A 12,987-nucleotide genomic window follows, 5' to 3' on the forward strand; every position below is an offset into this window, starting at 1 on the left:
AAGGGAAGGGCCGGCGCTCCGGGGCCTGGCCAGCAGTGATGCACGGGAAGGGGAACCTTGCCCCGAGGCCCCTGAGCGCGCGTACTGCTCCGTAGACTCACCCGCATGAGCAACGACCCCGCCGTGGAGATCCGCGGACTGGTGAAGCGGTACGGCCCCAAGACGGCGGTGGACGGTCTCGACCTCACCGTCCGCAGGGGCTCGGTCACCGCCGTCCTCGGCCCCAACGGCGCGGGCAAGACGACCACCGTCGAGACCTGCGAGGGGTACCTGCGCCCCGACGCCGGAACCGTCCGCGTCCTCGGCCTCGACCCGGTCGCCCAGGCCGCCGCCCTGCGCCCGCGGATCGGCGTCATGCTCCAGTCCGGCGGCGTCTACTCCGGGGCCCGCGCCGTCGAGATGCTGCGCCACGTGGCCCGCCTGTACGCCGACCCGCTCGACGTGGACGCCCTGGTGGAGCGCCTCGGCCTGGGCGGCTGCGGCCGCACCCCCTACCGCCGGCTCTCCGGCGGCCAGCAGCAGCGCCTGTCGCTGGCCATGGCCGTGGTGGGCCGCCCGGAGCTGGTCTTCCTGGACGAGCCGACCGCGGGCCTGGACCCGCAGGCCCGCCGTGCCACCTGGGAGCTCGTACGCGAGCTGCGCGCCGACGGCGTCGGCGCCGTCCTCACCACCCACCACATGGACGAGGCCGAGCAGCTCGCCGACGAGGTGGCCATCGTCGACGCCGGGAAGGTCATCGCCCACGGCAGCCCCGAGCAGCTGTGCCGGGGCGGCGCCGAGAACACCCTGCGCTTCACCGGCCGCCCCTCCCTCGACCTCGCCTCGCTGCTCAAGGCGCTGCCCGACGGCACCGAGGCCGCCGAGCTCACCCCGGGCGTCTACCGGGTCACCGGCGACGTGGACCCGCAGATGCTGGCCACGGTCACCTCCTGGTGCGCCCAGAACGGGGTCATGCCGGACAGCCTCTCGGTGGAGCGGCACACCCTCGAAGACGTCTTTCTGGAGCTCACCGGTAAGGAGCTGCGCGCATGAGCGCCGGTACGTTCGCCCCCCGCCCGGGGGCCGCGCCCGTGTCCCGCATGATCCTCGCCCAGACGGCGCTGGAGACCCGGATGCTGCTGCGCAACGGGGAGCAGCTGCTGCTGACCGTGATCATCCCGGCGCTGCTGCTGACCCTGTTCTCCGTGGTCGACATCGTCGCCGTGCCGGTGCGAGAGGGCGGATCGGGGAAGTCCGTGGACTTCCTGGCGCCGGGCGTGCTCGCGCTCGCCGTGATGTCCACCGCCTTCACCGGGCAGGCCATCGCCACCGGCTTCGACCGACGCTACGGGGTGCTCAAGCGGCTCGGCGCCTCGCCGCTGCCCCGCTGGGCACTGATGGCGGCCAAGACGCTGTCCGTGCTGGTCACGGAGGTGCTCCAGGTCGCCCTGCTGACGGTGATCGCGCTGGCCCTCGGCTGGTCCCCGCAGGGGAGCCCGCTGTCGGTGGCGCTGCTCCTCCTGCTGGGCACGGCCGCCTTCTCCGGGCTCGGGCTGCTGATGGCCGGCACGCTCAAGGCCGAGGTGACGCTGGCCGCCGCGAATCTGGTGTTCCTGCTGCTCCTGGTGGGCGGCGGGGTGATCGTGCCGCTGGAGAAGTTCCCCGGCGCGGTCCAGACGGTGCTCGGCCTGCTGCCGATCTCGGCGCTGTCCGGCGGGCTGCGCGAGGTGCTCCAGCACGGGGCCGCGCTGCCGTGGGGCGACGTCGCCGTGCTGGCCGGATGGGCCGTCCTCGGCCTCGGTGCCGCCGGGAAGCTGTTCCGCTGGGAGTGAATCCCGGCCCCCGGACGTTGATCTGGCAGACCACGGGCGCCGCCGCACAGGGGCGGCGCCCACCAGGACGCCGGGGGGCGGACGCATGGGGGAACGGGAAGCCGCACTAGCCGCGCTGCGGCTGGACGAACAGTGGGCGCGGATCCGGTCGGGGGCGGAGCAGGCGGAGTACGCCGCGGCGGAGGCGCTGCTGGCGGAGCTGATCGGCGCGCTGCGCGAACCGGCCGCGAGCGATCCCGAGTGCGCGGCGCGGCTCGGGCTGCGCCTGGGCGATCTGGCGGCCCGCCGGTTCTCCGGCGGGGACCGGGCGGGGGCGCTGGCGGCGATCGAGGAGGGGCTGAGGTACGCGCAGCAGGCCGCCGGCTACGGACCGGAGTACGCCCGCTGGTACGCCCGGGGACTGATCAACCAGGGGGTCTGGCTGGCCTGGCCGCTCAGCGACGGCGACCGGCTGCCCCGCTACCCGCTGGGCGCGACGGCGGAGCAGGGCCCGAGTGCCATCGAGCGGGCGGCGGGCGAGCGGGCCCGGGACCTGACCCGGGCCGCGGTGGAGGTCTGGGGCGGGCTCGACCCGCAGGATCCGGTCAACCGGCGGGGGCTCGCGCAGGCCGAGGTGTTCCTCGGGGACCGCCTGGCGGAGCTGGGTCTCGCCGAGGAGGCGGTGGCCTGGGCGGTGGACGCCGAGGAGGGCTTCCGCCGGCTGCTGCTCGGCGGCGCCGGCCCGGAGGAGGCCCGGGAGGCGGAGGAGGCCCTGGACCACATCGGGCGGCAGCTCCAGCTGCGGCTGCGCTTCCTGTCCTTCGACGCGCTGGCGAACCTGCGCGCCCGGGGGCTGCTGCCCGAGCGGCTGCTGCCGCAGGCCGTGGTGGCGGCCCGGGTCGGCGGGGCGGCCGAGCCCGCGATCGCGGACCGGCTCCGGCTGGATGCCGAACAGGTGCGGACGATGCTGGAGGTCACGCCCTGGCTGGCCGTGTGGCGCTTCGAGGTGCGCGGCCCCGACGGGCTGTGGGAGGTGCAGGGGGACCCCTGGCGCGGCAGCTCGGAAGTGAGGAACAGAACAGCGGGGGATATAGGGGACGAACTCATACGAGGCTTCCGGGCGTCCCCGCACTACCCCGGTGACGGCGTCTACTGGCGCGTCCTCGTCTGGTGGCACGAGGAGGGCGACCCCGCCGGGGCCCGGTTCCGGCTGCTCGCAGGCCCCGACACGCACGGGGGCGGATCCGAAGCGACCCCCTCGTGAAAGTTTGCACAAGGGGCCGCCTACGATGGGGGGCGTGTTTAACCCCCTCGCCTACCTCGCCGCCCGCTGGACGCCCTCACCCCGGATCGTCCAGCGTGCCGCACTCGCCGCGCTCACCATGACCGTCGTCATCGTCGTCACCGGCGGCGCCGTGCGGCTGACCGGATCCGGTCTGGGCTGCGACACCTGGCCCAAGTGCACCGACGACAGCCTGATCACCACCCAGGCCCAGGGCATCCACGGCGCCATCGAGTTCGGCAACCGCATGCTGACCTACGTGGTCAGCGCGGCCGTCGGCTGGTGCATCCTGGCCGCCCGGTGCGCCAAGCCCTGGCGCCGGTCGCTGACCAAGCTCGGCTGGGCCCAGTTCTGGATCGTGGGCGCCAACGCCGTGCTCGGCGGGATCACCGTCCACACCAAGCTCAACCCGTGGAGCGTGGCCGGGCACTTCCTGCTCGCCACCGCGCTGATCACCGTCACGACGCTCACCTGGCAGCGGGCCCGCGAGGGCGACGGCGCCGCCAGGCCGCGGGTGCCGGGTCCGGTGCGCAAGCTGTCGTGGGCCCTGCTGACCTCCACCGCCGTGCTGATCGCCGCCGGCACCGTGGTGACCGGCTCCGGGCCGCACGCCGGCGACAGCAGCGAGGTGCCGCGCATGCCCTTCGACTGGGAGAGCACGGCCCACGTGCACGCCGTCGCCGCCTGGGTGGTGTGCGCGCTCGCCGTCGCCATGTGGCTGGTGCTGCGCGTGGTGGACGCCCCGGACGACACCCGGGCCCGCGCCCGGGACCTGCTCGTCGTCCTGCTCGCGCAGGGCGCCATCGGATACGTGCAGTTCTTCACCGACCTGCCCGAGGTCCTCGTCGGCGCCCACATGCTGGGGTCCTGCCTGGTGTGGATCGCGGTCCTCCGCGTGGCGCTGAGCCTGCGGGAGCGCCCGGTCGAGCAGGCGGCCGTCCCGGCGCAGGGCGACCCGCAGCTCTCCGTTCTCTGATCCGCCCGGTCGGCGTCCGCCGATGACCGCGCCCGAGCCGGGCCGTCCACCGCGACGGCCCGGCTCTGCCGTTCCCACCCGCCCCGTCGGGAGCGCCTCGCCGCGTCAGGTCCGCCCGTCGAGCCGGTAGACCCGCCGGGCGTTGCCCGCCGCGACCATCGCGGCCACCCGCTCGGCGTCCCGCCAGGACCAGGCGCCCTCCCCCACCCAGCCGCAGAGCACCCGGCTCAGTGCCTCCCGGAACACCAGGGCACCCACCGCGTGCAGCTCGGGCAGCCGCCGCCCCCCGCTGGAGAACAGCAGCTTGCCGAACGGGGCGAGCTCCAGCAGCTCGGCGAGGACCGCCGGGGCCCGCGCGCCGCTCTGCCCGAGGGCCGCTCCCAGGTCGGCGTGGACGTGCGGGAAGGCGGCCGCCAGTTGCGCCGTGCGCCGGTGGTACGGGTAGCCGCCGAGCAGCACCAGCCGGCTCCCCAGCCCCTCGGTGGCGCGTACGAAGTCCACCAGCAGCGCCGGATCGGCCTGCTCCGGCCACCGGCCCGGCTCGGCGCCGCCCATGTGCAGTTGGAGCGGCAGCCCGGTCGCCACCGCGCTCCACAGCAGGTGCCGTAGCAGTACGGGGTCCCGTACGGCTCCGCCCGCGGCACGGTGGGCGAGCCACCGCCCGGCCGCCCCGCGCACCTCCCCCGGTCCGGGCGGCTCGGGGCCCCTCGCGAGCGCCGCCGGATACCCCGCGTCGGCGCCGCAGGTGAAGGCCACGGCCCCGGCGGCGGCATGGTGGACGGCCTCGGCGAGGTTGGCCAGGAAGGCGGGCACGGTCCCGGAGGTGTCGGCGACCTGCTCGGCCAGCGGTTCCAGCCGGACGATCTCGAAGGCTTCGGCGTCCCCGGCGAGGGCGAGTTCCTTGGGGCCGGTGAGGTCGCCGGCCTCGCCGGTGTCGACCAGGTAGGCGGCGATGCCGGAGCCGCGCAGCAGCCTGCGCCCGGACTCGGCCGGACCGAGCTCGCGCCGCCGGGCCAGGTAGCGGGCGGGGGCGCAGTGCGGTTCCAGGCCGAGCAGCGGCGGGCACCAGCGGCGCACGGCGAAGCCGGTCTGGCTGTCGAAGAAGGTGGTCCCGGGGGCGGGCGGCCCTGCCGGGGCGAACAGCTGGGCCTCGAAGGTGCCCAGGCCCAGCTCGGTGCGGAGCAGTCCGTGGCAGTACTGGTCCACCAGGGGCGGCGTTTCGATCATCCGGGCATCCCGTTGCGGACGTGGGGGGGCTTCCACACGTCCTAACGGGTGAGCGGGGTGTGAGGTGTTGCTCGCGCTGTTGCCCGAGCGGCCACCGCACGGGCCCGCGGGGCGCCGTACGGGATCGGGGCGCCGTGCGGAACGCCGGCGTACGGGCTCAGGCCGCCGGGTTGGCCGTCCCGCCGAGCTGGATGCCCGCCATCCGGGTCCACTCGTACGGGCCGGTCTTCACGCGCGCGGCGAAGTCGCCGTCGAACTCCTCGTGCAGGGTGAGCCCGGCCTTCTCGGCGGCCTTCTCGGCCACCGCGTAGCAGGGGGCGACCAGGTCGCCCCAGCCGCCGTCCGTGCCCACGAGCACGATCCGGGTGCCGGCCTGGCCGATGTGGGCGAGCTGGCCCTCGGCGCCGCCGTGCTCCCGCGCGAAGGCGCCGATCTGCTTGGCCAGCTTCGCGGCGGCCCGGTCCTGCTTCTTGGTGTCTGCGGTGGTGTCAGCCATGGACAGCATGCTACCGGCGAGTAATCAGCGGAGGAAGGGATCCACGGCCACGGCCACGAAGAGCAGCGACACGTAGGTGATCGACCAGTGGAAGAGGCGCATCTCCTTGAGCTTCGCGCCGGTCACGCCCGCCTTCGCCCGCGCGTGCAGCGCGTGCGCCTCCCACAGCCACCAGCCGCCCGCCGCCAGCGCGACCGCGGTGTAGAACCAGCCGGTGTAGCCCAGCGGGGTCAGCAGCAGCGAGACGGCGACCATCACCCAGCTGTAGAGGACGATCTGCCGCGCGACCGCCTTGTTGCCGGCGACGACCGGCAGCATCGGCACGCCGACGCGGGCGTAGTCGTCCTTCACCTTCATCGACAGCGGCCAGTAGTGCGGCGGCGTCCAGAAGAAGATGACGAGGAAGAGGATGACCGCGGCCCAGGAGACCTCGTCGCGCACCGAGGACCAGCCGATGAGCACCGGCATGCAGCCCGCGATGCCGCCCCAGACGATGTTCTGGGTGGTGCGCCGCTTCAGCAGCATCGTGTAGACGACGACGTAGAAGAGGAGTGCGCCCAGGGCGAGCGCGGCGGACAGCCAGTTGACGAGGAACCCGAACCACAGCGTCGACACCACGCCCAGGGTGATGCCGAAGACCAGGCACTCGCGCGGGCTGACCATGCCGGTGACCAGGGGTCGCTGCGCCGTGCGGTCCATCAGCGCGTCGATGTCGCGGTCGATGTACATGTTCAGCGCGTTCGCGCCGCCCGCGGACAGGTAGCCGCCGAAGCAGGTCGCGAAGACCAGCCACAGCGACGGCACGCCCTCCTCGGCGAGGAACATCACCGGCACTGTGGTGATCAGCAGAAGTTCGATGATTCGCGGCTTGGTCAAAGCCACAAAAGCCTTCGCACGGGCCCCGAACGGCCGGTGGCCGGGGCTCGTCCCGAGCACCCCCGAAGGACGGGATTCGACGGCCGTCACGCACACCCCTGACAGAGAATCCAGCAAGTTCCGGACATGTTGGACCGGTAAAGACTTGCGCGTACCACGCCACTTTAGACGTTGCGCTCTGCGCGCCCTGCGCGGGGGTCGCCTCGTGTTGGTCCGATCGCGCCAGCAACGTTGTGACGGACTGCGCGCACCCGAATAGCTGCATGCCGCGGCGGGGGTAGGCTCAGAATCGCCGGTGCACGGTACGTCACCGGGAACCGACATCTGGAGAGGAGCCCTGACCCACGGTGACCACCAAGCCGACGACCACAGAGCTCGAATGGACCGATCTGGACCAGCGGGCCGTCGACACCGCCCGCATCCTGGCAGCCGATGCGGTCCAGAAAGTCGGGAACGGCCACCCCGGCACGGCCATGAGCCTGGCCCCGGCCGCTTACACCCTCTTCCAGAAGGTGATGCGGCACGACCCGGCGGACCCGGACTGGGTCGGCCGTGACCGCTTCGTGCTTTCCGCCGGTCACTCCTCCCTGACCCTCTACACCCAGCTGTACCTGGCCGGCTTCGGCCTGGAGCTGGACGACCTGAAGGCCTTCCGCACCTGGGGCTCGAAGACCCCCGGCCACCCGGAGTACGGCCACACCAAGGGCGTCGAGACCACGACCGGCCCCCTCGGCCAGGGCGTCGCCAACGCGGTGGGCATGGCGATGGCCGCCCGCTACGAGCGCGGCTTGTTCGACCCGGACGCCGCGCCGGGGACCTCCCCCTTCGACCACATGGTCTACTGCATCGCCGGTGACGGCTGCCTCCAGGAGGGCATCTCCGCCGAGGCATCCTCCCTCGCGGGCCACCAGAAGCTCGGCAACCTGGTGCTGCTGTGGGACGACAACCACATCTCCATCGAGGGCGACACGGAGACGGCCGTCTCCGAGGACACCGTCAAGCGCTACGAGGCGTACGGCTGGCACGTCCAGCGCATCGAGCAGCAGGCCAACGGCGACATCGACCCCAAGGCCCTGTACGCGGCCCTGGCCGCCGCCAAGGCCGAGACCGAGCGCCCCTCCTTCATCGCGATGCGCTCGATCATCGCCTGGCCCGCCCCGCACGCCCAGGGCACCGAGGCCTCTCACGGCTCGGCCCTCGGCGACGACGAGGTGGCCGCCACCAAGCGCGTCCTCGGCTTCGACCCGGAGCAGGCCTTCGAGGTCTCCGACGCCGTCATCGGCCACACCCGCGCGGTGCTGGACCGCGGCCGCGAGGCCAAGGCCGCCTGGGAGAAGGACCTCTCCGCCTGGCGCACCGCCAACCCGGGGCGCGCGGCCGAGTTCGACCGCATCCAGGCCAACGAGCTGCCCGAGGGCTGGGAGGACAAGCTCCCCGTCTTCGAGCCCGGCACCGGTGTCGCCACCCGCGCCGCCTCCGGCAAGGTGCTCCAGGCGCTCGGCGCGGTCATCCCGGAGCTGTGGGGCGGCTCGGCCGACCTGGCCGGCTCGAACAACACCACCATCGACAAGAACTCCTCGTTCCTGCCGACGGGCAACCCGCTGCCGGAGGCCGACCCGTACGGCCGCACCATCCACTTCGGCATCCGCGAGCACGCCATGGCCGCCGCCATGAACGGCATCGCGCTGCACGGCCACACCCGTATCTACGGCGGCACCTTCCTGGTGTTCTCCGACTACATGCGCAACGCGGTGCGCCTGTCGGCCCTGATGCACCTGCCGGTGACGTACGTCTGGACGCACGACTCCATCGGCCTCGGCGAGGACGGCCCGACCCACCAGCCGGTCGAGCACATCGCCTCGCTGCGCGCCATCCCGGGCCTGAACGTGGTCCGCCCGGCCGACGCGAACGAGACGGCCGTGGCCTGGCGCGAGATCCTCAAGCGCCACACCAAGGTGTTCGGCAAGGGCACCCCGCACGGCCTGGCGCTGACCCGCCAGGGCGTCCCGACCTACGAGCGCAACGACGACGCGGCCAAGGGCGGCTACGTGCTGTTCGAGGCCACGGGCCCCTCGGGCGAGACCGCTGAGGCCCAGGTCGTGCTCATCGGCACCGGCTCCGAGGTCCAGCTCGCCGTGGCCGCCCGCGAGGCGCTGCAGGCCGAGGGCATCCCGGCCCGGGTCGTCTCGATGCCGTCCGTCGAGTGGTTCGAGGAGCAGAACCAGGCGTACCGGGACAGCGTCCTGCCGCCGTCGGTGAAGGCGCGCGTCGCGGTCGAGGCCGGCATCGGCCTGACCTGGCACCGCTACGTCGGCGACGCGGGCCGCATCGTCTCCCTCGAGCACTTCGGTGCCTCGGCCGACGCCAAGGTCCTGTTCCGCGAGTTCGGCTTCACCGCCGAGGCCGTTGCCGCGGCCGCCAAGGAATCGATCGAAGCCGCGCGCTGACGCCGGTACGAACACCAGTAGGAGATGCAATTCCCATGACAGACGCACTCAAGCGCCTCTCCGACGAAGGCGTGGCGATCTGGCTGGACGACCTGTCCCGCAAGCGCATCACGTCCGGCAACCTGGCCGAGCTCGTCGACGAGTCGCACGTCGTCGGCGTCACCACCAACCCGTCGATCTTCCAGAAGGCGATCAGCAGCGGCGACGGCTACGAGCAGCAGCTCGCGGACCTGGCCGCCCGCAAGGTCACCGTCGACGAGGCCATCCGCATGATCACGACGGCGGACGTCCGCGACGCCGCCGACATCCTGCGCCCGGTCTTCGACCGGACCGACGGCCAGGACGGCCGCGTGTCGATCGAGGTCGACCCGCGCCTGGCCCACAACACCGCGGCGACGATCGCCGAGGCCAAGCAGCTCGCCTGGCTGGTGGACCGCCCGAACACGCTGATCAAGATCCCGGCGACCAAGGCCGGCCTGCCGGCGATCGCCGAGGTCATCGGCAAGGGCATCAGCGTCAACGTCACGCTGATCTTCTCGCTGGAGCGCTACCGCGAGGTCATGGACGCGTACCTGACGGGTCTGGAGAAGGCGAAGGCCGCCGGCCTGGACCTGTCCGAGATCCACTCGGTCGCCTCCTTCTTCGTCTCCCGCGTCGACTCCGAGATCGACAAGCGCCTGGACGCGCTGGGCACGGACGAGGCGAAGGCCCTGAAGGGCAAGGCGGCGCTCGCCAACGCCCGTCTGGCCTACGAGGCCTACGAGGAGGTCTTCTCCTCCGACCGCTGGGCCGCCCTGGAGCGCCTCGGCGCCAACAAGCAGCGCGCGCTGTGGGCCTCGACCGGCGTGAAGGACCCGGCGTACAAGGACACCCTGTACGTGGTCGACCTGGTCGCCCCGAACACGGTGAACACGATGCCGGAGGCCACCCTGGAGGCCACCGCCGACCACGGCGAGATCACGGGCGACACGGTGCGCGGCACCTACGAGCAGTCGCGTGCGGAGCTCGATGCGGTCGCGAAGCTGGGCATCTCGTACGACGATGTCGTTCAGCTGCTTGAGGACGAGGGCGTCGAGAAGTTCGAGGCGTCCTGGAACGACCTGCTGAAGTCCACCGAGGCGGAGCTGGAGCGCCTCGCTCCCACGGAGGCCTGAGCACCTTGTCTGTAAACGGAGCGAACCCGCTTCGTGACGCACAGGACCGGCGGCTCCCGCGCATCGCGGGGCCGTCCGGTCTGGTCATTTTCGGCGTTACGGGTGACCTGTCGCGCAAGAAGCTGATGCCCGCCGTCTACGACCTGGCCAACCGCGGCCTGCTCCCGCCGGGCTTCTCACTGATCGGCTTCGCCCGCCGGGAATGGGAACACGAGGACTTCGCCCAGGAGGTGTACGAGGCGGTCAAGCAGCACGCCCGCACGCCCTTCCGGGAAGAGGTCTGGCAGCAGCTGGTGCAGGGCTGCCGCTTCGTCCAGGGAGACTTCGACGACGACCAGGCCTTCGAGACGCTGAAGGCGACGATCGAGGAACTCGACAAGCAGCAGGGAACGGGCGGCAACTTCGCCTTCTACCTGTCGGTGCCCCCGAAGTTCTTCCCGAAGGTGGTCCAGCAGCTCAAGGACCACGGGCTGGCCCAGAAGGAGGGCTCCTGGCGGCGCGCCGTCATCGAGAAGCCCTTCGGCCACAACCTCAAGAGCGCGGAGGAGCTCAACAAGGTCGTCCACGAGGTGTTCCCCCGGGACGAGGTCTTCCGCATCGACCACTACCTGGGCAAGGAGACCGTCCAGAACATCCTGGCGCTCCGCTTCGCGAACACCATGTTCGAGCCGATCTGGAACCGGTCGTACGTCGACCACGTGCAGATCACCATGGCCGAGGACATCGGCATCGGCGGCCGGGCCGGCTACTACGACGGCATCGGCGCGGCCCGCGACGTCATCCAGAACCACCTGCTCCAGCTGCTCGCGCTGACCGCGATGGAGGAGCCCGGCTCCTTCCACCCCAAGGCGCTGGTCGCGGAGAAGCTGAAGGTGCTCAGCGCCGTCGAGATCCCCGAGGACCTGGGCAAGCACACCGTGCGCGGCCAGTACACCTCGGCGTGGCAGGGCGGCGAGAAGGTCGTCGGCTACCTCGAAGAGGACGGGATCGACCCGAACTCGAAGACCGACACCTACGCGGCCATCCGTCTGGAGATCAACAACCGCCGCTGGGCGGGCGTGCCGTTCTACCTGCGGACCGGCAAGCGGCTGGGCCGCCGGGTCACCGAGATCGCGGTGGTCTTCAAGCGGGCCCCGTACCTGCCGTTCGAGTCGGGCGCGACCGAGGAGCTGGGGCAGAACGCCCTGGTCATCCGGGTCCAGCCGGACGAGGGCGTGACGGTCCGCTTCGGTTCCAAGGTCCCGGGCACCTCCATGGAGGTCCGGGACGTCACGATGGACTTCGCCTACGGCGAGTCCTTCACGGAGTCGAGCCCCGAGGCGTACGAGCGGCTGATCCTGGACGTCCTGCTGGGTGACGCGAACCTCTTCCCGCGCCACCAGGAGGTCGAGCTCTCCTGGAACATCCTCGACCCGATCGAGGAGTACTGGGACAAGCACGGCAAGCCCGCCCAGTACCCTGCGGGGACCTGGGGGCCGGTCGAGGCGGACGAGATGCTCGCACGAGACGGACGGAGCTGGCGCCGGCCATGAAGATCGACCTCACGGAGACCACCTCCAGCAAGATCAACGCCGCGCTGGTGCAGGCACGCCGGGACATCGGCACGCCGGCCGTCGGCATGGTCCTCACGCTGGTGATCGTGACCGACGAGGAGAACGCGTACGACGCGCTCAAGTCGGCGAACGACGCGTCCCACGAGCACCCCTCGCGGATCATCGTCGTCATCAAGCGGGGCAGCCGTTCGCCGCGCAGCCGCCGTGACGCCCGTCTCGACGCGGAAGTCCGCGTCGGGGCGGACGCCGGTTCGGGTGAAACGGTGGTGCTCCGCCTCCACGGTGAGCTGGTCAACCACGCCGACTCGGTGGTCCTCCCGCTCCTCCTGCCGGACGCCCCGGTGGTCGTCTGGTGGCCGGAGGGTGCCCCGTCGGACCTGGCGGGCAACCCGCTGGGCGCGCTCGGGCAGCGCCGGATCGCGGACACCTACGCCTGCGAGGACCCCATCGGGGTGCTGTCGGGGCGGGCGGCCGCGTACGCCCCCGGTGACACGGACCTGTCCTGGACCCGGATCACGCCGTGGCGCTCCATGCTCGCGGCGGCGATGGACCAGCAGGCCTTCCAGGTGACCTCGGCGGTCGTCGAGGGCGAGGACGAGAACCCGAGCTGCGAGCTGCTGGCCATGTGGCTGGCGGACCGCCTGAAGGTCCCCGTCCGGCGCACCCTGTCGGCGGGCCCCGGCCTGACGTCGGTCCACCTGGAGACCAAGGACGGCGAGATCGTCCTGGACCGGGCGGACGGTTCGCTGGCGACGCTGCGGATGCCGGGTCAGCCCGACCGGAGCGTGGCGCTCAAGCGCCGCGACACGGCCGAGCTGCTGGCGGAGGAGCTGCGCCGGCTCGACCCGGACAACACCTACGCGTCCGCGCTGAAGTTCGGCGTGGCGAAGCTGGAATCGTCCCGGGCCCAGGCGGCTCCGGCCGGGGCGGAGCCCGCCGCGGCCGAGGCCGAGGCGGTGGCCGAAGCCGTGGCGGAGGCCGAAGCCCCGTCCGACGCGGCCGGGTCCGCGCCCGCGGCCAAGGGCGGCAAGGCCGCCGGCAAGGCCGCGCCGGCCAAGAAGGCCTCGGCCAAGCAGTGAAGCACGACGGGGGCCCGCGCGGCGGGGGGCCCCCCCCCCCCCCGGGCGGGGGGGGGGGGGGGGGCGCCGCGGGGGGCTCGCGCTCTCGCGCGCTCTCAGAGAGTCTT

Annotated in this window: 11 protein-coding genes; 8 read left to right on the top strand and 3 right to left on the bottom strand. The window is 72.4% G+C overall.

Annotation, left to right across the window (positions count from 1 at the left end):
• Positions 1 to 105: 105 nt before the first annotated feature.
• The 4 genes from ACFVGY_RS18360 (at position 106) to ACFVGY_RS18375 (ending at position 4,048) form a co-directional block, all read left to right on the top strand.
• Entirely contained in the window at positions 106 to 1,032 is a 927-nt protein-coding gene (locus tag ACFVGY_RS18360) for an ABC transporter ATP-binding protein (RefSeq protein ID WP_385678127.1), read from the top strand.
• Positions 1,029 to 1,811 carry an ABC transporter permease gene (locus ACFVGY_RS18365; protein WP_385678130.1) on the top strand — a complete coding sequence of 261 codons (783 nt, stop codon included), beginning with the start codon at positions 1,029 to 1,031 and terminating at the stop codon, positions 1,809 to 1,811. Before ACFVGY_RS18360 ends, ACFVGY_RS18365 begins: the two co-directional genes overlap by 4 nt.
• An 85-nt stretch (positions 1,812 to 1,896) precedes the next feature.
• The gene (locus ACFVGY_RS18370; protein WP_385678133.1) at positions 1,897 to 3,054 is read left to right on the top strand and encodes a hypothetical protein; all 1,158 of its coding nucleotides are present in this window, start codon (positions 1,897 to 1,899) and stop codon (positions 3,052 to 3,054) included.
• A gap of 25 nt (positions 3,055 to 3,079) precedes the next feature.
• Positions 3,080 to 4,048, top strand: a complete 969-nt coding sequence (locus ACFVGY_RS18375; protein ID WP_385678136.1) for a heme A synthase — start codon at positions 3,080 to 3,082, stop codon at positions 4,046 to 4,048.
• A gap of 105 nt (positions 4,049 to 4,153) precedes the next feature.
• On the opposite strand, the gene ACFVGY_RS18380 is transcribed toward ACFVGY_RS18375, so the two are convergent.
• The 3 genes from ACFVGY_RS18380 to ACFVGY_RS18390 form a co-directional block, all read right to left on the bottom strand.
• A complete protein-coding gene (locus ACFVGY_RS18380; RefSeq protein WP_385678139.1) occupies positions 4,154 to 5,275 on the bottom strand; it encodes an amidohydrolase family protein in 1,122 nt (373 codons plus the stop codon).
• 157 nt (positions 5,276 to 5,432) lie between these two features.
• Complete coding sequence (locus ACFVGY_RS18385; RefSeq protein ID WP_385678142.1) at positions 5,433 to 5,771, bottom strand: hypothetical protein; 339 nt, start codon at positions 5,769 to 5,771, stop codon at positions 5,433 to 5,435.
• A 24-nt stretch (positions 5,772 to 5,795) separates the two neighbouring features.
• Positions 5,796 to 6,737 (bottom strand): heme o synthase, encoded by a 942-nt coding sequence (locus ACFVGY_RS18390; RefSeq protein WP_385678145.1) that lies wholly within the window; start codon positions 6,735 to 6,737, stop codon positions 5,796 to 5,798.
• A 257-nt stretch (positions 6,738 to 6,994) separates the two neighbouring features.
• Between ACFVGY_RS18390 and tkt the strand changes: the two genes are divergently transcribed.
• Genes tkt through opcA form a run of 4 tightly spaced genes read left to right on the top strand, consistent with a single transcriptional unit; the run spans position 6,995 to position 12,880 of the window.
• Entirely contained in the window at positions 6,995 to 9,094 is a 2,100-nt protein-coding gene (gene tkt, locus ACFVGY_RS18395) for a transketolase (RefSeq protein ID WP_385678148.1), read from the top strand.
• Positions 9,095 to 9,129: 35 nt separating this feature from the next.
• Positions 9,130 to 10,248: a transaldolase gene (gene tal, locus ACFVGY_RS18400; RefSeq protein ID WP_385678151.1), complete on the top strand. Its 1,119-nt coding sequence runs from the start codon at positions 9,130 to 9,132 to the stop codon at positions 10,246 to 10,248.
• Between the two features lie 5 nt (positions 10,249 to 10,253).
• Positions 10,254 to 11,780 (top strand): glucose-6-phosphate dehydrogenase, encoded by a 1,527-nt coding sequence (gene zwf, locus ACFVGY_RS18405; protein ID WP_385678154.1) that lies wholly within the window; start codon positions 10,254 to 10,256, stop codon positions 11,778 to 11,780.
• Positions 11,777 to 12,880 (top strand): glucose-6-phosphate dehydrogenase assembly protein OpcA, encoded by a 1,104-nt coding sequence (gene opcA, locus ACFVGY_RS18410; RefSeq protein WP_385678157.1) that lies wholly within the window; start codon positions 11,777 to 11,779, stop codon positions 12,878 to 12,880. Before zwf ends, opcA begins: the two co-directional genes overlap by 4 nt.
• Positions 12,881 to 12,987 lie beyond the last annotated feature (107 nt).

It is taken from the genome of Streptomyces sp. NPDC127106, assembly GCF_042677605.1.
In the GTDB taxonomy this organism is placed as follows: domain Bacteria; phylum Actinomycetota; class Actinomycetes; order Streptomycetales; family Streptomycetaceae; genus Streptomyces.